Source organism: Aeromonas veronii (assembly GCF_040215105.1).
Lineage (GTDB): Bacteria > Pseudomonadota > Gammaproteobacteria > Enterobacterales > Aeromonadaceae > Aeromonas > Aeromonas veronii_G.
The window spans coordinates 3,023,139-3,046,820 of record NZ_CP157875.1; the positions used below are offsets into that span (position 1 = coordinate 3,023,139).

Below are 23,682 nucleotides of genomic sequence, written 5' to 3' on the forward strand. Positions count from 1 at the left end.
ATGACCTTATATGATTTCGCATTTAAAATAAATAAAAACATCCACTTTATTAAACCATCATACTTAATGGTAAAGCAGCTGTATCTTTTTCTGACAATATCGGAGCCCCATCAAAAGGCCAATCAATCCTTAACTCTTGGTCGCACCACAGAATAGTTCTTTCACAATTTGGTTTATAATAACTTGTCGTCTTATATAAGAAATCCACTGACTCGCTTAAAGTTAAAAATCCATGAGCAAAGCCGGCAGGAATCCATAATTGTCGTTTATTCTCTGCAGAAATATTCACTCCAACCCACTGCCCGAATGTAGGTGAGTTATGACGAATATCTACCGCGACATCAAATACCTCACCCACAGCACATCGCACCAATTTCCCTTGAGCATGGGGTGGCAACTGGTAGTGCAATCCACGTAGCACGCCTTTCGACGACTTTGAGTGATTGTCCTGTACAAAGGTAATAGGATATCCTACAGCCTCTTCAAACTGCTTATGATTAAAGCTTTCAAAGAAAAAACCACGCTCATCCCCAAATACTTTAGGCTCCAAGATAAGTACATCAGGAATTGCTGTCTTGATTACATTCATCTGTCTATCCACATTTAATTCAATCTTTATGGGGGAGCATATTCCCTCCCCCCCATATCACATCATGCTTTGGCAACCATTCTTAACAAATATTGGCCATACGCATTCTTCGCCAACGATGCAGCAAGTTCACGAACCTGTTCGGCATTAATGAACCTCTGGCGATAGGCGATCTCTTCCGGGCAAGCCACTTTCAGTCCCTGACGTGTTTCTATAGTCTGAATAAAGTTGCTCGCTTCTATCATGCTTTCATGGGTACCGGTATCAAGCCAGGCATAACCACGTCCCATCATGGCCACCGATAGATTGCCTTGCTCCAAGTAGATACGGTTCACATCGGTGATTTCCAGCTCACCACGCAGTGACGGTTTCAGGCTCTTGGCGATCTCAACCACGTTGTTGTCATAGAAGTAGAGCCCCGTCACCGCATAGTTGCTCTTGGGCTCCAGTGGCTTCTCTTCCAGAGAAATAGCGGTGCCCTCTTTATCGAACGCCACCACCCCATAACGCTTAGGGTCATGAACGTGGTAAGCAAAGACGGTGGCGCCGCTCTCTTTAGCGGCGGCTGCTTCAAGCTGTTTCTGCAGGTCGTGGCCATAGAAGATGTTGTCACCCAATACCAACGCACAGGGGTCTGACCCGATAAACTCTTCACCCAGAATAAAGGCTTGGGCCAACCCGTCCGGGCTGGGCTGCACCTTATATTGCAAATTCAGGCCCCACTGACTGCCATCCCCCAACAATTGCTCAAAGCGAGGAGTATCTTGCGGCGTACTGACGATCAAAATATCGCGAATACCTGCCAGCATCAGGGTGCTGAGCGGATAGTAGATCATCGGCTTGTCATATATGGGCAGCAGTTGCTTGCTCACCGCCATGGTGACTGGATAGAGACGAGTGCCAGAGCCGCCGGCCAGAATAATGCCTTTACGTTTAGTCATGATGCTTGTTTCTTATTTTTAAATTGCAAAAGAAAAGGGTGGCTTGCGACTACACCTTTCAAGTTTTACCCTTGCCTGTCGGGGATTTACTTGCCGAGGATCTCAGCCAACATCCGCTCCACACCGACAGTCCACTCCGGAAGTACCAGATCGAAAGTGCGCTGGAATTTACTTGTATCAAGGCGAGAGTTCTGAGGACGTTTGGCAGGAGTCGAGAAGGCGCTGGTCGGCACTGCATTGAGTTGCGTTACCACCAGTTCAACCCCGGCCTCTCTGGCTTTGGCAAACACCAGCTGGGCGTAGTCAAACCAGGTGGTGGTGCCGGAGGCTATCAGATGATACAGCCCGGCAACGTCGGGGTTACTCTGGGCTACGCGGATTGCATGAGCGGTACAATCAGCCAACAACTCGGCACCGGTCGGTGCGCCGAACTGGTCATTGATGACCGACATTTCGCTGCGCTCTTTGCCAAAGCGCAGCATGGTCTTGGCAAAGTTGGCACCCCGTGCGGCATAGACCCAGCTGGTGCGAAAAATCAGATGACGAGAGCAAAGCGCCGCCCCTTGCTCACCCGCCAGCTTGGTCTCGCCGTAGACATTGAGCGGTGCTGTTGTATCGGTTTCCGCCCAGGGGCGCTCGCCGCTACCATCGAACACATAGTCTGTGGAGTAATGCACCAGCCAGGCACCCAATACTTCCGCTTCTTTGGCTATCGCTGCCACACTGGTTGCGTTGAGCAGCTCGGCAAATCCACGCTCCCTTTCGGCCTTGTCGACAGCGGTGTGGGCTGCTGCGTTGACAATCACGTCCGGCTTGACCAGACGTACCGTGTCGGCCACCCCGGTCGGGTTGCTGAAATCACCGCAATAGTCGGTGGAGTCAAAATCAACGGCAGTGATGCGCCCCAGCGGCGCCAGTGCGCGTTGCAGCTCCCAGCCTACCTGACCATTTTTGCCAAACAACAGAATATGCATCAGGTACGCTCCCCGTAGTTCTGCTCAATCCAGGATTGGTAGGCGCCGCTCTTGACGTTGCTGACCCACTGCTGGTTATCCAGATACCACTGCACCGTCTTGCGGATACCGGACTCAAAGGTCTCTTGCGGCTGCCAGGCGAGTCCGGCGCTCATCTTACTGGCATCGATGGCATAGCGGCGATCGTGACCGGGGCGATCGGCCACATAGGTGATTTGATCGCGGTAGCTTCTCCCCTCACCCCGGCCCTCTCCCCCAAGGTTCGAGGGAGACAGAGGCACCATCTCGTCGAGCAGATCGCAGATGGTATAAACGACGTCCAGATTCTGTTTCTCGTTGTGACCGCCAATGTTGTAGGTCTCGCCGATCACACCTGTGGTGACCACGGTATAGAGTGCACGCGCATGATCCTCAACATAGAGCCAATCGCGGATCTGGTCGCCCTTGCCATAAACCGGCAGCGGCTTGCCATCCAGCGCATTGAGGATGACCAGCGGGATCAACTTTTCGGGGAAATGATAGGGGCCGTAGTTGTTGGAGCAGTTAGTAACTATGGTCGGCAGACCATAAGTACGGCGCCAAGCTCGTACCAGATGGTCGCTCGATGCCTTGGAGGCAGAATAGGGGCTGCTGGGCGCGTAAGGCGTGGTTTCGGTGAACAGTGGCAGCTCTGTACCGGCAGCGACGTCATCCGGATGGAGCAGATCGCCATAGACCTCGTCGGTGGAGATATGGTGGAAGCGGAACGCAGCCTTGCGAACCTCGTCCAGACCGTTCCAGTAGGCGCGGGCCGCCTCCAGCAACATGTAAGTACCGATAATATTGGTCTCAATAAAGTCGGCAGGACCAGTGATGGAGCGATCGACGTGGCTCTCGGCGGCCAGGTGCATCACGGCATCCGGCTGATGCAAGGCAAACACCCGATCCAGCTCGGCACGATTGCAGATATCGACCTGCTCGAACGCATAGCGATCGCTGCCTGATACCTCCGCCAGCGATTCCAGATTCCCCGCGTAAGTGAGCTTGTCGAGATTGATCACTGAGTCTTGGGTATGCTGAATGATATGGCGTACAACCGCAGAACCGATAAAACCGGCGCCACCAGTCAAAAGAATCTTCATAGGATGTAATGCTCTTGAAGGATTAGCTGGATAGGATAAGAAAGCACTGTCTTGATGAGGTTTAGAGTAAATTGGCTACGATGGGTTGTGGTTAGCTCCGCGTCCATTCAGACATCTTCCCAGTAGCAATGGGGTTAGCTACCGCAGTGGGTTACAGCTCCCAACATGCTGATTTTAACCTGATAGTGGGCGCTGTTGGTCATCATATCCTCCAGCATCTTGTATTGGTTGATATGTCACAATGCCATCAAATTACGTTGCACATCTGAGTATTCCGAGAACATACATTGTTCACATATTGGGCAACCAAGGCCCTACACCCGATTTCGAGTCAGATTCTATCTCGATTAGCCCGATGATTAACAGTCAAAACAGCAGGAAACTGTCCATCCAAGTAGGATTCAAAAAAGACCGCTTACTTTGTGCGCAACTCTTTATCTCCTCCATAGTTATCGTGTTACACAACCAAATATTTCTATGTGGCATCTCATACTAAAGGCTGTCCGTTCAGGTTGTAGCAGCGAATCGTAACGGTGATGTCTGAGCGGGTGACAGATGTCCATGGTGCAATAAAAACAGTCGCATACCTTATTCACGGGCCTCAAAGAACACCGAGCAATAGTCTGTGACATTCAGTACAAAATAGAGATCAGGCTTCATCACCGTTGCCACAAGTAATTGGGGCAGGGTTTCATAACGGTAGGAACGATTCAGTCTCGATACAGGGGGGAGCGTGTAGGATCCGGATTGACTCTCTTCTTCTTACCCTCTCTAATTGACAGCCTGGACCCTCATCACCATGCATCTTATGAAAATCCTTTTGGTCGAAGACGACAAGCTGCTCAACCATCACCTCACCACGCTGTTGACCGAGGCCCAGAATCAGGTTTACAGCACGGATCAGGCCCAGGTTGCGCTGCATTACGCTCGTGACTACCCCATCGACGTGGCCATCATCGATCTCGGCCTGCCGGACATGGACGGGCTGCATCTCATCACCCAGTTGAGAGAGCAGCAGATCCCCTTCCCCATCATAGTACTGACCGCGCGCGGAAGCTGGCAGGACAAGGTCGAAGGGCTGGAGGCCGGAGCCGACGATTACCTGGTCAAACCGTTCCAGAAAGACGAGCTGCTGGCCCGTTTGAACGCGCTGGTACGCCGTAGCGCCGGCTTCATTTCTCCCCGGGTGAAGGCCGGTGACTACGAGCTGGATCTCTCTCGCAAGGAGCTGACCATCGCCGGTGAAGTCACCGTTCTCACCAGCTTCGAGTATCTGATCCTGGAGTACCTGATGCGCAACGCCCGCCAGGTAGTCTCCAAACAGCAGTTGCTGGACCAGCTCTACGGCGATGGTGAAGGGGATCCGAACACCATAGAGGTGATGGTGAGCCGTCTGCGCAAAAAGCTGGATCCGGAAGGGACCATCGCCCCCATCTCCACCATCCGCCGCCAGGGTTACATCTTCAACCTGTCATGCAGTTAAGCGGAACATCGCCATGGCGTTTGGGGGAGATTTGATGAAGCTTATCCGCCGCTCCCTGCATATCAAGCTGATGATGAGCGCCATGCTGGTCATCGCCATCATCATGGCGTTTTCCGTCTATATCCTCTATCTCGGCCATGCCGAAGAGCAGGCCCAGAAGGCCAGTACCCGCATGCAGGAGAACCTCTCCAAGCTGTTCTCCTCCAAGCAGCCGGATCCCCACGCCATCACGGAGCTCGCCAGCATCACCCCCGATGCCATCGATCCCAACCTCGATACCCTCATCTGTCGCTCGGATGGCGAGCTAAGCTGGTCCAGCCTGCACATGCCGGAAGTGATCACCATCAAGGGCACCATCTGCCAAGACCTGATGAAGTATCTGGGGGGGCTGGATCAGGATTACTTCTTCAAGCTGCACACCATCAAGAACGGTGACAGCTATTTCATCTACAGTCTGCGCTTCCTGCGCAATCACGGTGACGGCCCCACCACCTACTACGTGGTCATGGTCGACTCCGCCAAACGCTATCAGGATCAGACCCGGGAGTACCTCTACCAATGCATCCGCCAGGCGCTGCTGGCCTATTGCCTGCTGGGTGCCCTGCTGCTGCTCACCAGTTTCTGGAGCCTCTCCTCCCTTCGCACCATGGCGCGGCAGATCAACGAGATCCGGGCCGGCAAACGGGAGGCCCTCTCCAGCGATTATGAGCGGGAGCTGCTGCCCCTGACCGAGTCGGTCAACCAATTGCTGGAAAATGAACGCCAGCAGACCCAACGCTATCAGCATGCGCTGAACGATCTGGCCCACAGTCTCAAAACCCGGCTCGCCCTCATCCAGATCACGGCTCAGGAGTTCAAACTGGGCCACCCGGTGCACGACAACATCAATGAACAGATCACCACCATGGATCAGATCATCCAGTATCAGCTGCGCCGCGCCGTCACCGGCCGCAAGCGCCTCGCGAGCAAAGGTACCGAGCCAGTCCCCCTCATCGAGAAGCTGCTGGCGAGTTTGGCCAAGGTCTATCGCCACAAAAAACTGCAGACCCAGTTCCAGTTCGACGATGACGTCTTCTTCCATGGCGAGCAGGGGGATCTGATGGAGATGATGGGCAATCTGCTCGACAACGCCTGCAAGTTTGCCATCAGTGAGGTACAAGTGCAGGTACGTCGGCAAGGCAGTGGCCTGCTTATTCTGGTGGAAGACGATGGTCCAGGCATCACGCCCGGCAAGTCGGAGCAGATCTTCCAGCGCGGTGTCCGGGCTGACAGCTCCCCTGGCCAAGGCATCGGTCTCGCGGTCGTGACCGAAATAGTGCACAGCTACGGTGGCGACATTCGGGTGGATGAATCTCCCCTTGGCGGCGCCCGTTTCCAGATGACCATTCCCTGAGGCTGAAGAGTGAGTGGGCAACCCTCATCAGGTTGCTGCCTGAAGCTGCCATTTTTTGACGAATCAAACACTAACAAGCTGGCAAGGGGTTGCCGGCTATGAGATAAACTAAAGCCAAATACGACTGCATGGATGCGTTGCTATGGCTACTTCGAACCCTAGATCCATTCTCCGGCCCCAACACCAGATGTTGGCATTGGAACCGCGCATACTGTTTGACGGTGCCGCGGCCGTGGCAGCCGAGCATCAGAGTCAGGAGCACCAGGACAACCCAAGCGATGCCCCCGCTCACGGTGAACCTTCACAAACAGCCCAACCCCGCCACCTGCTGGTCATCGATACCCGGATCGAGCAAGCGCAGCAACTGACCGAACACCTGGACGGCAACACCAGCCTGCTGCTGATTGACAAGCAAACCGATGCCCTGGCCGCCATTGGGCAGAAACTGGCGCAGCTCGGCCAGGTCGACAGCATCCAGATCCTCTCCCACGGCTCCGCGGGTCAATTCACTCTGGGCAATCGCACCCTCACCGCCGACAATCTGGCAAGCGTCAGTGCGCAATTGCAGGGCTGGCAATCCCATCTGAGCCAGAATGCCGACATTCAACTCTACGGTTGCCGAGTCGGTGCCGGGGAGTCCGGACAGGCGCTGGTCAATGCCCTGGCACAATGGACTGGGGCCGATGTCGGGGCATCCAGCGATGACACCGGCGCCATCAGCAAAGGGGGAGACTGGCAACTGGAGGTGAGCAAGGGACTCATCGATCAGCCACTCGCCCTGGGTGCTGCAGCGCTGCACAGCTACGATAGCCTGCTGGCCAACGCCGAGCCCAGCAGCAGCCTGCCTCAAAGCAGTGCCGATGTGCTGCTCGGTGACGAGGTCCAGTTCACCGTCAACGTTCGCAATGCCGCCAGCCAGAGCGGTTATGCTCCCTATCTGGATATCTATCTGCCCAGTACAGGCAAGGACGGGAACGATGGGATCACCTTTACCCAGGCAAGCTATCTGGGCCAGGTCCTCCAGACCCATACCGTCGTCTTCGACGCCTCCGGCAATGCGACCCACCCCCTCGCCGTCGACAGCAGCGGCAATCCCCTCATCATCCGGGCGGCCGATGTGGGGCTGCGCGCCGGGGATACCCTGGTGGTGGTGGTACTGCCCTTTGCCAGTGTGACCCAGGGGCAGCCGGACATTCCCATCCAGATCAGCGCCAGGTTGAGCGAGCTGGCGGATACCAGCTACTCCTCGGCCACGCCACAGCTCACCATAGGAGTGCGCAGCGGCTTCCAGTATGGCAACGACGCCCTGAACAACCCGCTAGATGATCCCACCCTGACCGAGAGCAGTCTGCACAGCTTCGTGGTCAGGCCCACCATCATCGAGTTCGAACAGAGTCTCGACATGAAGGAAGGGGAGACCACCACGGGCCCCAACTTCAACCATACCCTGACCCTGACCGCCACCCCGGCCGCAGGCCAGATACTCAGCAACGTCGTCATCAGCCAGGCTCTGCCGGCCAATATGCAGGTCACCGCCATCACGCCGGGGACCAACGGTACCCTGACCTCCATCACCCTCTCCGATGGCCGGGTCATCACCAATCCGACCCTGATGGCCAATGCCATCAACAGCGATCTCATCTTCATCAGCGCCTTCACGGTGCAATACAGTACCCTGAGCGCCGCCACCGACACCCTCGTCAAGTTTTACGTGCCCGACGCCGATGCCAACGGCCAGCAGGTGATCGACCCCAACAGCGGCGATGCGGTCCAGATCACCATCGCCGCTCCCACGGCCACCGGTGAGTGGACCCCCATCGACAGCCGGGATGTGACGCCACCGGACACGACCATCGACTTCAGCGGCCAAGGTGACACCATTGCCTTCACGGCTCGATCCATTTCGCTGCAAAAAGAGGTCGTGCTCAGCGTCGACAGTGGCAAGACGGGTCTCAGCCCGGGAGATACCCTGGCTTACACCGTCAAGATGGCGCTGTCAGACTACTTTGCCTTTGGCAAAAATATCCTGGGGGAAGGGCAATTCGTGGTCACTGACACGCTGAGCGACGGCCAGACCTTCACCGGCACTCCGACCCTGACCCTGATGCGCAACGGCACCAGTGAGACCATCGCCCTGGTTTACACCGCGACACAAAATGCCGATGGCACCACCACCATCACTTTCGATATCGGCCAGTCCCTGCAAAATGCCTTCCCGCTGCTGAGCTGGCTCGGCGGCGATCTGGCTTTCGATGACAATCAGCAAGGCGCCACCCTCGCCCTGCTGAGTTACAGCGCCCTCATCAGCCAGAGTTATACCCCGCCCGCCGGCAACCCCCAGAGCGAGATCAATGAAGGGGACAGCATAGGCAACAGCGCCACCGTCACGGCCAGCATCCTTGAGAACAGCACCAACCTGACTGGCGGCACGGAGTCCGACAGCTCCCAGACCACTACCCGCATCCCCACCAGCCAGGTCGATATCCAGCTGGCCACCGTCAATGGCAGCAACAGCCCGGGCGGCCCCGTCGAGCTCAGACCCGGGGATGAGGTCACCTTCCGGCTCAGTTACGACCTGGTGACCGGGGACTATGAACAGTTCAAGCTGACCGCCTATCTGCCCCTCCCCCTGTTTGATATCAGCACCATCAACTGGACCGAGGGCACCGGGGTCGGCATGTGGCACTTCGGTACCGGCGACACCAACCTCGGCAACATCGTCAGCGTCACCGTGGGGCCCGGCAACGCCCTCATTTTCGACTTCGGCAGCTATGCCACCAGCGCGCTGGGGGGCAGCCGCATCGAGGTGGAGTTCACCCTCAGAGTCGGCGATCAACCCTTCGCTGATCAACGCACCCTGGATGTGCTGGCACAATCCAGCCAGGTCACCACCCTGAACAAGACCCAGCTCAGCAGCTCGGATGTCACCATCATCACCTCCATCGCCGAGCCGGATCTCGCCATCAACCACGGCGTGGTCTCGTCCAGCAATGGTACCGTCAGCGGCACCACAGGCAGTTGGACCGCGCCAGGCAGCGGCGGTCGTCCCTTCACCGCCCCCATCACCGATATCAATGCGGTGAATGGCGATGTCGTCGATATAGACGGTGCAGATAAACTCCGTCTGGCCACGGCCATCGAGAACCGGGGGGGCGGCGGCGCTTATGACGTCGTCACCAGCATCAACCTTCCCGCCGGTCTCACCTTCAGCAACGGATCCCTGGCTTTAGCCAATCTGCAGGTCTATCGCGGCGATGGCACCCAGCTGACCCTGGGGGTCGACTATCAGGTCAACGGCAACACCATCAGCTTCCTGGACGCGGGCAATGTCGCCAGCCTGCTGCCCGGACGGAGCGGCACGACAGCCGACACAAACGGTAGCAATCTGATAGTCATCACCTATGACGTGGATGTAGCGACAGATATTCGGACCAGCAGCACCCTGGAGACCAGCGCCGTGCTGAGCAACTATGCCAGCGTCAACAACGGGCTGGACTTCACCCCGGTGGATTTGACCGACACGGCAAGCGAGCAGGTTGCCGCCCCCAGTCTCGTCATCGACTTCATCAACGGGGATGCGGATGCCTCGTCCAGCGCCGGCCATACCTCCGGCAATGTGTTGGTGATCGGTGAGAGCATGGGTTACGACATCCGGGTCACCCTGCCGGAGGGGAGCACCCAGCAGTTGCAGATCACCGACCTTATCCCGCCAGGGTTCAGGCTCGACACCAGCTACAACGGCGGCAAGGGCTATGAGCTCATCACCACCGGCTTTGGTGGCACCATCAGCGATCCAACCCTGAGCGGTAGCGGGCTGGGAACGAATGATGCCGACGCCCTCTTCAGCTTCAACGTGAGTAGTGCCACCGCGGACAACAACCAGGGCAACAACAGCTTCACCATCAGATTGCGTCTGGTTGCCGACAACGTCATGAGCAATCAGCCAGGTACCCATCTCAGCAACGGCGCCAGCTTGCACTACCAGGACCCCGATGGGGATGTCGCGGCGGGCGCCCCCATCGTGCGAGAAGTCACGACGGCACCGTCCTCCGATGTCATCATTCAGGAGCCCAGACTCACTGTTATCCAGAGCTTGCAGACCACGCCCCCACCCTATGGCTTCGAGGAGGGAGACAACCTCAGCTTCAACATCGTCGTCAGCAACACCGGCGCCCTGGACGCCTTCGACATCCGTCTGAGCAATGCCCTGCCCACCCAACTGGGCAACTACAGTCTGGGGTCGGTCATCTATGATGGTGTCGACGTCAGCAGTCAGTTCGAACTGGTGGGCGACCCACAGGCCGGCTACCACTTGCAGACCAAGGCCGATGCCAATATCGACATGGCGGTGGGCAAGCAGCTCATCATCACTGTCTCCGCTACCGTCAATGCCAGCGCCACCAGTTTTGCCCAGCTGACCAACCAGGCCGAGGTGCAGTGGACCAGCCTGAACGGCACTCAGGGTACCAGTGCCGACCCCGCTGGCGAGCGTACCGGTGTCGATGGCCAGCTCATCGACAACGTGCTCAACGACTTCCAGGTCATCAGCAAGGGGGTCATCCCTATCGCCAGCGGCATTCTGATCTCCCGGGTCGGCGGTGTGGCAGAAACCGGTGGGGGGGCCACCGATGCCAGCATCGAGCAGGTCACGGTGGGCGAGATAGTGCGCTACAAGGTGGTCGCCCTGATCCCCGAAGGGGAGAATGACAACTATGAGCTCAGGGTGAGCCTGCCGAAGGGGCTCAGTTTTATCGATCCGGAACAGGTCCGGCTAGCCTTGATCTCCAATGGCGCCCTCACCAGCAGCCTGGGTGGGTCGCTCATCACCGGGGCTGACGTCCTTGGCGATCAGACCAGTATAGCCGCGCAGTCCATCTCCCCGACCCTGGCCAACGGCCTGCAAGGCCTGCTTGCCAACAGCCAGATCCAAGTCGTCACCGACGCCGATGGTAACCAGACCATCATTTTCCGCTTGGGCAACATTGATAACTTCGATGGCGATAGCAACCTTGAAGGCATCGCCATCGAGTTCAACGTCCGGGTCGACAACGTCCAGAGCAACCAGGCGGGTACCCAACTAGGGGTCATCGCCAAGGATTATGTCGGGACGGATCCCGCCAATCTGGTCCAGCGTGGCACCAGCGCCACCGTCATTCAGAGCGTCATCGAACCCGGCATGGGGGGCCTTGACAAGACCATCACGGGCTTCACTCCCAGCATCAATGGTACAGCCGGCAGTGCCAACGTCCAGATAGACTTCCAGCAGACCGGGGGCATCATCGCCTTCGAACCCCGCCTGACCGATGGCTTCCCGGGTGGCAGCAACTACGCCCTGACCAGCCTGACCATCACCCTGAACGGCACCACCTACACCTATGACCGTAGTGCCGGCGGCAACAACTTCGGCCTCCCTCCCGGCACGACAGTGACCCTGACCGAGGGCAACAGCTTCGCGGTCAACTTCTCCCAGCTGGATGTGGGCGCCAAAGTGAGCCTTGTCTACAGCGTGGACCTGCCCAATGGCGCCAACATCACCGGTACGGATGCGACCCTCACCTGGTCCAGCCTGCCGGAAAGCTTCACCGGCTGGGGCGGCTCCAGTGTCGGCGCAGATGGCAGCGACAGTGGCGAGCGTACCGGTCAGGACGGGCCGGGCAACACGCTCAACAACTATGTGCTCACCAGCCGGGCCGGTCTTGGCATCATCAGCGGTACCCTGTGGAACGACACCGCCAGCGCCAACACCAGTACCACTCCGGATGGCCCGGGCCTGACAGGGAAAACCGTCACCCTGGTCTGGGGCGGTGCCGATGGAGATCTGGCCACCACCGGGGATAACCGGAGTTTTACCGCCACAACAGACAGCAGCGGCCACTTCTCCTTTGGTATCCTTCCCGCCGGTGTCTATCGTCTCGACGGGCCCGCCGGCGCCACCATCACGGATGCCAGCGCAGGCACCCTGCAGGTGCGCATCGACAGCGATGGCAACACCCTTGGCCAGGTCAGCGTCACCCTCACCGAAAGCGGTATCGACGGCAGTCAATATGTCGATGGTGCCAACATTGGCTATGTGGAGCTCAACGACGCCCCCGAACTCGGCAATACCACACCGGCCCAGAGCGTGGATGAGGACACCGACCTCACCATCACAGGGCTGTCGGTGGCCGATATCGACGCGGGCACCGGCGCCCTGACCCTGACCCTCACCGTCAGTCATGGCGTCTTGTCTCTTGGCAGCGCCGCGGGCCTGACCGTTGTAACCAACAACAGTGGTGCCCAGCTGATATTGACCGGCAACCTGAGTGCCCTCAACGCGGCCCTGCTGACCCTGAACTATCGCGGCAATCAGGATTTCAACGGCAGCGACGTCTTGTCCGTGCTGGTCAATGACAATGGCCAGTTCGGTGACAAGCTGAATGGGGATGGCATCCCCGGCAATGCCGAAGATGCCCTGACCGACACGACCAGCATCGCGATTACCATACGGCCAATCAATGACGCCCCCATCGGCCAAGACGATAATGTCACTGCCACCGAGGCCGGTGGCACGAAAAACAACCAGCCAGGAAACAATCCACAGGGCAATCTGCTGACCAATGACCTGGATGTCGACATTGCCACCAATGGCGATCGTCTGCATCTGGGGCTGGTCACCAGTTTGGACACGGCCCCCAACAACACCGTCACCCCGAACTCGGCCGATATCCCCGCCACCCTGAATGGCAAATATGGCACTCTCTATCTGCTGTCCGGCGGGGGATATCGCTACGAGGTCAACAACAGCCATCCGGACGTCGAAGCCCTGCGTCTTGACAGCGACACCCTGACCGAACGGTTCAGTTACACGCTGATAGACAGCCTGGGTGCCAGCAGTCTGGCTTACCTCGACGTCACCATCCGGGGAGCCAACGATGCTCCTGTGGCAACTCCGGATACGGGCAGCGTCACCGAGCAGGGGGTCGGCCAGCCCGGCACGGATGCAACCGGCAATGTGCTCGGCAACGATACGGACATCGACAACGCCGACAGCAAGCGCGTCGACAAGGTCGCACTGGGCCCCGTCACCGATCTTGGGCAGATCATCGATGTGCCGGCGGGCAGCACCAGCGCCAACGGCGGCCAGGTGCCCGGTCTGTACGGCACCCTGATCCTCGGGGCCGATGGCAGCTATCGCTATGTCGTCGACAACACCAACGCCACCGTCCAGGCCCTGCTCACGGGGGAGAGCCTCACCGAGACCTTCAGTTACCGGGTCATGGATCTTGGCAACCTCAACGACATCACTACCCTGCTCATCACCATCAACGGTAGCAATGATGCCCCCATCGCCGTTGCCGACACCGGCACCGCCATCGAGGCGGGCGGCATCAACAACGCCACCCAGGGCAGCAACGCCACCGGTAACGTGCTCACCAATGACACCGACCCCGACTCGGCGAACCTGAATGAGACCAAGACCGTCAGTGCCGTCAGCACTGGTGGTGGCACCGCCGGGATCCTGGGCTCAGCACTGAAGGGCACCTACGGCTGGCTCACCCTCAACGCCAATGGCACTTACACCTACGTGGTGGATAACAGCCTGTCTGCGGTGCAGGCCCTGCGCCTGACCAGCAACACACTCACCGACAGCTTCAGCTACACCATGCGCGATGCCGCCGGGGCCACCAGCCAGGCCAGCATCACCATGACCATCCAGGGGGCCAATGATGCACCCACCGCCGCCGCCGATACCGCCACCGCCATCGAGGACGGTGGCCTCAACAATGGCACCGCGGGCACCAATCCCAGTGGCAACGTGCTCACCAATGACACCGACCCCGATGCCAACGGCGAGCAGCTCACCGTCTCCGGCGTCAACTTTGAAGCGACCACGGGGACGGTCGGCAGCGCCATCAACGGACGCTACGGCACCCTCACCCTCAATGCCGATGGCAGCTACAGCTATGTGGTGAACAACGCCCATCCCGATGTCCAAGCACTGCTGCCGGGGGAAACCCTCACCGAGCAATTTGGCTATCAGATCCGGGATCTTGGCGGCTTGCTCAGTGCCTCGACCCTGACCATAACCATTGAGGGACGCAACGATACCCCGATCGCCATCGCCGATACCGCCATCGCCATCGAGGCCGGTGGTCTCAACAACGGCACCGCGGGCACCAATCCCAGTGGCAACGTGCTCACCAATGACACCGACCCCGACTCGGCGAACCTGAATGAAACCAAGACTGTCAGTGCCGTCAGCACCAGTGGCGGTACCGCCGGGACCCTGGGCTCCGCGCTGAGGGGCACCTACGGCTGGCTCACCCTCAACGCCAATGGCACTTACACCTACGTGGTGGATAACGCCAATCCCGATGTCCAAAGACTGCTCCCCGGGGACACCCTCACAGAACAATTTGACTACCAGATCCGGGATCTCGGCGGCTTGCTCAGTGCCTCGACCCTGACCATCACCATCGAGGGACGCAACGACACCCCGGTCGCCATTGCCGACACCGGAACCGCCATCGAGGCGGGCGGCATCAACAATGCCACCCTGGGCAGCAACGCCACCGGCAACGTCCTTGCCAACGACACCGACCCTGATTCGGCGAACCTCAATGAAACCAAGACCGTCAACGCCGTCAGCACAATTGGTGGCACAGCCGGTATCCTGGGCTCACAACTGAGGGGTACCTACGGCTGGCTCACCCTCAATGCCGATGGCAGCTACACCTATGTGGTGGATAACAGCCTGCCTGCGGTGCAGGCCTTGCGAACCAGTGGCGATGTGCTAAACGACACCTTCAATTACGGCATGCGGGATGCCAACAATGCCAGCAGTCAAAGCACGCTCATCATCCGTATAGAGGGAGCCAACGACGCACCGGTCGCCCAGAACAATACTGGCCTCGCAGCCGCCGACAATGGCGCAGGCAACGTCAGAAACCCCAGCGGCAATCTGTTGACCAATGACACGGATGTCGACAGTGGCGACCTCCTCACCCTGACGGGGGGGCGCACCGGGGAAGAGGCCTCCAGCGGCACTCTCGATCCCGTGAGTCTGGGTGTGCCATTGGTGCTAGTGGGCCAATATGGCACCCTGACGCTGCATCTGAACGGCGACTATCAATACGCGCTGGACATCACCAACGCCGCCGTACTGGGCCTGGGGCCCTTGCAGACCCTCAATGATCATTTCACCTATCGGGCGCAGGATCTTGCCGGGGCCATCGATCTGGCTCAACTCACCATCATCATTCGCGGGCGCAATGATGCGCCTGTCGCCAATCCCGACCAGGCACAGGTCATCGAGGCCGGAGGGCTGAACAATGCCCAGCCTGGCCTGAATCCGAACGGCAACGTGCTGGACAATGACACGGATCTTGAAGGAGATTCCCTGACCGTGACGCAGGTACAAAACGCCAATGGTCAAAGTGCCAGCCTGGGCACGGTATTGCGTGGTCGTTACGGGGATCTTCTTATGAACGCCGATGGCAGGTGGCACTACAGCCTGGACAACAGTCTGGCCGAGGTGCAAGCCCTGCGTAGACCGGATCAGACCCTGACCGAAGTCTTCAGCTATCAGATTGTCGATATCTGGGGAGACGGCAGTGTCAGCACCCTGACCCTGACCATCAGGGGGAGTAATGACACCCCCATTGCCCAGGACGATCAGACCACGGCCATCGAGGCTGGCGGCATTCACAACACCACGGCAGGGCGGGATCCCACTGGCAATGTACTGGACAACGACAACGATGTAGACAGCGCGGCCAATGGTGAAACCCGTACCGTTCTCACCGTCAGCAATGCCCAGGGGGTCAGCGCCACGGCAGGGCAGACGTTGCAGGGCCGCTATGGCCAGCTCATCCTCAATGCCGATGGCAGCTACCGCTATCTGCTGGACAATGACAACCCTGAGGTCGAGGCGCTGCGTACCGCCGGTCAGACACTGACCGACACATTTATTTATCTGATGCAAGATACGCTGGGAGCACAATCCCAAGCAAAATTGACAGTGCTGATTGAGGGAACCAATGACACCCCCATCGCCCAGGACGATCAGACCACGGCCATCGAGGCTGGCGGCATTCACAACACCACGGCAGGGCGGGATCCGGTGGGCAATGTGCTGGACAACGACAGCGATGTAGACAGCGCGGAGAACGGTGAGACCCGCGCCGTCCTCACCGTCAGCAATGCCCAGGGAGTCAGCGTCGCGGCAGGGCAGACGTTGCAGGGACGCTATGGCCAGCTCATCCTCAATGCCGATGGCAGCTACCGTTATCTGCTGGACAATGACAACCCCGAGGTCGAGGCGCTGCGCACCACCGGCCAGACATTGACCGAGATCTTCAGCTATCAGATGCGTGACACCACCGGGGCTCAGTCCCTGGCCCGGCTGACGGTACTCATTCAAGGGGCCAACGACAATCCGGTCGCTCAGGATGACAGTGCGGTCGCCAACGATCAGCAGCCCGCCCCCCATACCCAGGGCCAGGTACTGCCAAACGACGGGGATGTGGACGCCAATGATCCCTTGCGTGTCGTGGCCGTGCGCAGCGGTGCCGAGAATGGCAGCGGCGACGGGGGCGTGCTCGGCCAGCCCCTGGCAGGCCGCTACGGCTGGCTCACACTCAATGCCGACGGCAGCTACAGCTACACCATCGACCTGACCAACCGGGAAGTGCTTGCCGCTGCCGGGCTCGGACAGGTACTGCAGGATGTCTTCACCTACACCCTGGGGGATGGCAGCGATGCCACCGACCAGGCCCAGTTGGTGATCCACCTGGACATCTCGGCCCCCTATGTTCCGCCCCCCGACGAGGGACCCGCTGGCCACCATGAGGACGGGGCATCCGGAAATACCAGCACCGTTGACGCTTACCCCGACCCGACCCCCGTGGTGTTCGTGACCCCTGTCGTACAGAACATCAATTTACGGCTCGGGGCCAGCGCCGAGCAGTCCGATGGCAGCCAGCTGTTCTTCGGGCTGGCGCCGGAGATCCAGAGCCAGAGCATCGGCCAGGGTCTGGGTCAGCTCGACGGCACCTTCGTCAGCCAGAGCGTACAGGAGAGCTGGCTTGCCCAGGAGCTGGATCTGGCGACCTTCCTCGGTCGCCACGGGCGGATAGATCTCAATGCCGACGGCCTGCTCAGCGATGAGTCCGTATTCGCCATGACTCCCCAGCAGATGAGACCCCATCTCGCTGACGGGCGCACCGGCAAGGCCAGCAGTTTTACCAGGCAGTTGCAGGATGCTGCGGGACGCACCATCGCACGCAATGCTGTCACAACAACAAGATCAGGCACTTGATTCCAAGGACGAACCCTATGCCACAACTCGCTTCCAGACCCTTGCTCCTCAGCACCCCACTGCTGCTGTGCGCCTGCAGCACTCTGCCACCTGAGACCTATACCGAGCAGGACAAGACCGACAGGATCCAGTTCGATCGCCAGATGATGTATGGCCAGCAGGAACCGGTGAACCACCCCATTACCTTCTACGAGGCGGCGGCCCGCGCCCTCAAGTACAACCTGGACTATCGCCTGAAGCTGATGGAGAGCGCCCTGGCCGCCGATCTGCGGGATCTCTCGAGCCACGAGATGCTGCCCCAGCTGGTGGCCTCCGCCGGACTGGCAGGACGCAGCAACGACTCCGGCGGCACCTCGGTCGGGATAGAGGATGGTGAGGTGAGCCTGCGCCCCTCAACGTCCCAGGAGCGTTATCGTGATCTGAGCGGGCTGGGCCTGAGCTGGAGTCTGCTGGACTTCGGAGTGGCCTATTACCGCAACCAGCAAAAAGCCGACCAGGTGTTGATGGCCGAGGAGCGCAGACGCAAGGTTGCCCAGAACGTGCTGCAGGATGTGCGCAGCGCCTACTGGCGCGCCCTGGGGGCGCAGCGGCTGCTGCCAGAGGTCAACAAGCTGATGGCCAGAACCCAGATGGCCCTGGATTCGGCCCGCCAGGCCGAGACGCAGGGGTTGATGCCTCGCCAGCAGGCCCTCGCCTACCAACGGGCCCTGATAGACGCTGTCTCCCTGCTCAATCAGCGGCGACAGGATCTCGAGTTCGCCCGTGCCGAGCTGGCCGCCCTCATGTCGCTCCCCTCCGGCAGCAAGATGGAACTGGCCGATACCCCCGAGCCCAAGCTGCCCATCCTGGCACAGACCATCGACAACATGGAGCTGATGGCGCTGGAGAATCGCCCCGAGATCATGGAGGAGTGGTATCGCAAGCGTGCCAACCAGCAGGACATCAAGATAGCCAAGGCGGAACTCTGGCCAAACGTCAGCCTGAACTGGGGTTACAACTACGACTCCAACCAGTATCTCTACAACAATCACTGGTCCGAGACCGGGCTGCAAGTCTCGATCAACCTGCTCAAGTTCCTGCGCATCCCCGCCATCCAGAATACCGAGGTCTCCCAGAAGGTCACCGACGATGCCCGCCGGGTCGCCCTCTCCATGGCGGTGCTGACCCAGGTCAGGGTCGGAGCGCTGCGTTATAACCTGGCAGCCCAGGAGGTCGCCTTCGCCGACGAGAGCCTGCGGGTCGACAAGAGTCTTCTGAACTACGCTCAGGCGGCCCGTACCAGCGATCAGGGCTCAGAGCTCGAGGTGATCCGCTCGGAGGGGCGCTACCTGCTCTCCCGCTACCAGCGCGAAGCGGCTTACTCACAGGCACAGGCGGCCTGGGGGCGGCTCTACAACTCCATCGGCCTGGATGTGCAACCCGAGGCCATTGCCCAACACGACATCACCACCTTGGCCAACGCCATCGAGCAGACCATCAAGAAACAGGAGAACCAGGCCTTGCTGACCTCCAATAGCGGGGTACCCTATGCCCTCGTCGACTAACCTCTGCCTCCCGTGCCTGCTGCTGTTGCCGCTCAGTCTCCAGGCCGCGCCCGCGCCGCAGAGCGATCAGCAGCACTGGCAGGATGACCCCAATGCCATCCGCATCCTGCTGGCCGCCAATCTGGAGACCACCCTCTCCAGCCAGATGAGCGGTACCCTGGGGGAACTCCAAGCCCGTCTGGGCCAGCGAGTCCCAAAGGGCACGCTGCTGGCCCGTTTCGATTGCCGTGAAGGGGAGGCTCAGGCCAGCGTCGCCCGGGCTGAATTGCAGATGGCGCGCCAGGATCTCGCCGCCAAACGCAATCTGCGCAAACTCGATGCGGTGGGGGATCTCGAGGTCGCCATCGCCGCCACCGGAGTGCAGAAGGCCGAGGGCGCCGATGCCCTGGCTCGGGCCCGCAGCAGCTACTGCGATGTCAGGGCCCCCTTTGCCGGGCGCATCGCCCAGGTGCAGGCCAAACCCTACCAGACCATGACTGCCGGCACCCCGCTGTTCGATCTGGTGAGCGACGGTCCCCTCAAGGTAAGGCTCAACGTCCCCTCTCGCCTGCTGTCCGGCCTCAAGGAGGGGCAGCCCATCGAGATCAACGTGCTCGAAACCGGCAAGCCCTATCAGGCCAAGATCAGCCAGATCAATGCCAGGGTCGATGCCGTGGCCCAGACCGTCGAACTGGAAGCCCGCCTGGATGCCCCCTACCCCGAGCTGGTGGCCGGCATGAGTGGCGTGGCTCGACTCATGGAGTCCCATGACTGAACGCCTCCCTCCGCCTCAGCTACTGCTCGCACTCCATGCCCTGCGCGACCGGACCATGGCCGCCCGAAGTCTCAACGCCCTCGCCTTCTCCATGGCCAACGACCTGTATCAGCTGCTGCCCTTCCATCAGGCGCTGGTGTTCAAAAGCCACGGTCAGGCACAAGAGCTGCTCTGTGTCTCGGGCCTGGCCAAACCCAGCGAAGACTCTCCCTACCTCATCTGGCTCGACGGCATGAGTCGCTGGCTCGATGCACAGGTCAGCGGCAACCAGCCCGTCTGGCTGGCACGGGATGCCCTGGCCCTGCCCGATCACCTGGTCGATGGCTGGGCCGAATGGTGGCCGGAGGGGGTATTCTGCGTTCCCATCCAGCATGAGGAGGGAGAGCGCCTCGGTCTGTTCTGCCTGCTGCGCGAAGCCGAACCTCCCGCTCCCCTGCTCCCCCTGCTGCCAGGCCTCTGGCAGACCTGGGCCTATTGCTGGCACAGCCTGACCCATCAACCCAGGCTATTCAGCTGGCGGCCAAGCCGACGCCAACTCATCCTGCTGGCCACTGCGGCAGGCATCATGCTGCTCATCCCCATTCGCCAGAGTGCCCTGGCGCCGGCAGAAGTGGTCTCACGCACCAATCAGGTGATCAGCAGCCCCTTGGCGGGGGTCATCCAGCATCTGGCAGTGCGCCCCAACCAGGTGGTGAAGGCCGGGGACCCGCTGTTTCGGCTCGACGAGACCACCTTGCGCAATCGGGCAGAAGTACTGACGCAGGAGGTGGCCGTCGCCGATGCCGAACTGCTCGCCGCCAGCCAGCGTGCCTTCGACAATCCCCAGAGCCGACGTGAGCTGACCCTGCTCACCGGCCGCGCCCAGCAGAAACGGGCCGAACTCGCGGGGGTCGAGCTGCAGCTCTCCCGCAGCGAGGTCACCTCCCCAAGCGATGGCATCGCCGTGTTCAGCGACGTCAACGACTGGATCGGCAAGCCGGTGGTGACCGGAGAACGCATCATGCAACTGGCGGATCCCGGTCGTCCCGCCATGCGCATCCAGCTGCCGGTCGCCGACGCCATCGCCCTCGAACCCGGCGCCGAGGTCACCCTGTTCCTCAGCGCCTATCCCTTGCAACCCCTGCGTGGCAAGATCCTGGAGACCAGCTATCAGGCCCAGCCTGGGGCCGAAGGGGTCATCGCCTATCGGCTGCTTGCCAGCATCGAGGACGCCCCGCCCCATGCGCGCCTCGGCTTGCATGGCACGGCCAAGCTTTACGGCGATCGCGTCCTGCTCGGCTATTACCTGCTGCGCCGGCCGCTGGCGGCCCTGCGCGCCTGGAGCGGACTTTGATGCTGGATCCGGCCGATCTCCCCCTGCCGAGCCTGCGCGACGATCTGCGCCTCTGCCCGGCCGACAGCACCGCCACCGGGGAGCCCGCCTGGCTCATCCAGGACACCGTCATCAACCGCTTCTATCGCATCGGCTGGTTCGAATTCGAGTGTCTGGTTCGCTGGGCCGGACAGACGCCCCGCAGCCTGCAACAGCAGCTGCAAAACGAGACATCCCTGCACCCGGAAGCCGAGCAGATCCTCGCCCTCTGCCAGTTTCTCGAGCGCCATCAGTTGCTGCGCCCAAGTCCCCAGGCCGTGGAGCGGTTGCGTCAGGGCAGTGAAGGCCGGGCATGGCTGAAGGGCAACTGGTGGCTGCATCACTACCTCTTCTTTCGCATTCCCCTGCTGCGTCCCCAGGCCCTGCTGCAGCGCCTGGCCACACACCTTGGCTGGCTGTTTTCTCCCATCACCGCCTGGCTGGTCATCCTCGCCAGCCTACTCGGCGTCATGCTGGCACTGCAGCAATGGGATGCCTTTACCCACGCCCTGGTGGAATCTTTCTCCCTGGATGGACTGCTGAGCTTCGCCATCGCCCTGATCCTGGCCAAGACGTTGCACGAGCTTGGCCATGCGCTGGTCGCTACCCGGCTGGGGGTGCGGGTGGCCCACATGGGCATCGCCTTCGTGGTGCTCTGGCCCATGCTCTACACGGATACCAGCGAGAGCTGGAAGCTGACCCGCCCCAGACAGCGGCTCGCCATCGCCAGCGCCGGGATCCTGACCGAGCTATCCCTCGCAGGTCTTGCCACCCTCGGCTGGGCACTGTGCGATGACGGCCCCTTGCGCAACGGCTTGCTCTACCTCGCCACCACCAGCTGGATCCTCTCGCTTGCGCTCAACGCCAGCCCTTTCATGCGTTTCGACGGCTACTTCATCCTCTCGGATCTGCTCAATTTTCCGAACCTGCACGAGCGTGCCTCGGCGCTGGCCAGGGTGGCACTGCGCCGTCGCCTGCTCGGACTGCAGGAGCCCTGGCCCGAGCCATTCCCGCCACGGCAGCGACGGGCACTCATCGCCTTTGCCATCGCCACCTGGTGCTACCGCCTGGTGCTCTTCCTCGGCATCGCCATCGCCGTCTATTTCCTGTTCTTCAAGCTGCTCGGGATCTTCCTCTTCATGGTCGAAATCACCTGGTTTATCGTGCTGCCAGTCTGGCGTGAGCTCAGGCACTGGTGGCAGGCTCGCACCAGCGTGACCCGCCCCCGTCGCCTCGGGCTGGGGCTGGTCCTCATCAGCCTGTTTGTCTTGCTGGCCCTGCCCTGGCACAGCCAGATCAAGGGTGTCGGGGTTGCCCGGGCCGAGCGTCAGCTGCTGGTGTTCACCCCCTTTCCTGCCCGCCTGGAGAGCCTGCACGCCCCAGGGCCGGTGAAGGCTGGCGATGCCCTGTTGCAACTGGTGGACCCCGATCTCGACTGGAAGGTGCAGGGCAATACCCAGAGCATCCAGACCTATGGCGCCCGCCTTGGGGGCATGCTGGACGATCCTTTCGGCCTGAGTGAGCAGATAGCGACCCAGGAGCGGCTCCGGGTGCAATACCGGGAGGCCAACGCCACCCGGGCCGAAATAGAGAGGCTACGCCTCGCGGCCCCCTTCGACGGACTCTGGCTGGATGTGGATCCCGAGCAGCGCCCGGGCCAGTGGCTCAACAGCCAGCATCCGGTCGGGATCCTGATAGACCCGAGCCAGTGGCAGCTCGATGCCTATGTGGCGGCGGACGACATGGGACGGCTGCGAGTGGGGGATCCGGTGCGTTTCTACCCGGATGGCACCGCCAGCCCGCTCACCGGCACCCTCATCAGCCTCGGCACCACCCGGGTGGGCAAACTCAAGCACCCCATGCTCGGCTCCCGCTTCGGCGGCCCCATCCCCACCAGTACGCAGGGAGAGGATCTGCAACCCATACACCCGCTTTTCCTGGTGCAGGTTCGCCTAGACCAGGCTCCCGCTAATCTGCGGGAGACCCGGGGCAAGCTGGTATTGGAGGGGGAGAAACGCAGTCTGTTGGGGGAAGGGCTGACCCAGCTGCTGGCCGCGTTACTGCGCGAGAGCGGCTTCTAGCGGGCAAACGGGCATAAAAAAACCGGCCGCGAGGGCCGGTGAAACAGTTCAGGCTTGTCAGGTGACAAACGCACCCAGCGGATGAAGACCGGTTTCAATTCCTTATGAAGCCCCGTCTTCTTGAGTACGTGTGATCACTCTACGCCCTGGTC

11 protein-coding genes are annotated in these 23,682 nt (G+C 60.3%); 7 read left to right on the forward strand and 4 right to left on the reverse strand.

All coding sequences use genetic code 11. The annotated features are described in order from the left end of the window. Positions 1–49: 49 nt before the first annotated feature. The 4 genes from rfbC to rfbB form a co-directional block, all read right to left on the reverse strand. Positions 50–589, reverse strand: coding sequence for a dTDP-4-dehydrorhamnose 3,5-epimerase (rfbC, locus tag ABNP46_RS13905; RefSeq protein WP_349918547.1), 540 nt, complete (start codon positions 587–589; stop codon positions 50–52). A 62-nt stretch (positions 590–651) separates the two neighbouring features. Further along, the gene (gene rfbA / locus ABNP46_RS13910) at positions 652–1,530 is read right to left on the reverse strand and encodes a glucose-1-phosphate thymidylyltransferase RfbA (RefSeq protein WP_349918548.1); all 879 of its coding nucleotides are present in this window, start codon (positions 1,528–1,530) and stop codon (positions 652–654) included. A gap of 86 nt (positions 1,531–1,616) precedes the next feature. Continuing rightward, positions 1,617–2,504, reverse strand: a complete 888-nt coding sequence (gene rfbD, locus ABNP46_RS13915) for a dTDP-4-dehydrorhamnose reductase (protein ID WP_349918549.1) — start codon at positions 2,502–2,504, stop codon at positions 1,617–1,619. After that, entirely contained in the window at positions 2,504–3,625 is a 1,122-nt protein-coding gene (gene rfbB / locus ABNP46_RS13920; protein WP_349918550.1) for a dTDP-glucose 4,6-dehydratase, read from the reverse strand. Before rfbB ends, rfbD begins: the two co-directional genes overlap by 1 nt. 808 nt (positions 3,626–4,433) lie before the next feature. Between rfbB and ABNP46_RS13925 the strand changes: the two genes are divergently transcribed. The 7 genes from ABNP46_RS13925 to ABNP46_RS13955 all read left to right on the forward strand — a co-directional run bounded on the left by ABNP46_RS13925 (position 4,434) and on the right by ABNP46_RS13955 (position 23,530). Next, positions 4,434–5,108: a response regulator transcription factor gene (locus ABNP46_RS13925; protein ID WP_349918552.1), complete on the forward strand. Its 675-nt coding sequence runs from the start codon at positions 4,434–4,436 to the stop codon at positions 5,106–5,108. A 34-nt stretch (positions 5,109–5,142) separates the two neighbouring features. Beyond that, positions 5,143–6,501, forward strand: coding sequence for an ATP-binding protein (locus ABNP46_RS13930; RefSeq protein ID WP_349918554.1), 1,359 nt, complete (start codon positions 5,143–5,145; stop codon positions 6,499–6,501). 196 nt (positions 6,502–6,697) lie between these two features. Next, positions 6,698–17,800 (forward strand): VCBS domain-containing protein, encoded by an 11,103-nt coding sequence (locus ABNP46_RS13935; RefSeq protein ID WP_349918555.1) that lies wholly within the window; start codon positions 6,698–6,700, stop codon positions 17,798–17,800. 17 nt (positions 17,801–17,817) lie between these two features. Further along, the gene (locus ABNP46_RS13940) at positions 17,818–19,344 is read left to right on the forward strand and encodes a TolC family protein (protein WP_349918557.1); all 1,527 of its coding nucleotides are present in this window, start codon (positions 17,818–17,820) and stop codon (positions 19,342–19,344) included. Next, positions 19,328–20,098: an efflux RND transporter periplasmic adaptor subunit gene (locus ABNP46_RS13945; protein WP_349918559.1), complete on the forward strand. Its 771-nt coding sequence runs from the start codon at positions 19,328–19,330 to the stop codon at positions 20,096–20,098. Before ABNP46_RS13940 ends, ABNP46_RS13945 begins: the two co-directional genes overlap by 17 nt. After that, positions 20,091–21,431 carry an efflux RND transporter periplasmic adaptor subunit gene (locus tag ABNP46_RS13950; RefSeq protein WP_349918560.1) on the forward strand — a complete coding sequence of 447 codons (1,341 nt, stop codon included), beginning with the start codon at positions 20,091–20,093 and terminating at the stop codon, positions 21,429–21,431. The genes ABNP46_RS13945 and ABNP46_RS13950 overlap by 8 nt, the downstream gene beginning before the upstream one ends. After that, positions 21,431–23,530, forward strand: coding sequence for an HlyD family efflux transporter periplasmic adaptor subunit (locus ABNP46_RS13955; protein WP_349918562.1), 2,100 nt, complete (start codon positions 21,431–21,433; stop codon positions 23,528–23,530). The genes ABNP46_RS13950 and ABNP46_RS13955 overlap by 1 nt, the downstream gene beginning before the upstream one ends. Positions 23,531–23,682: the final 152 nt, after the last annotated feature.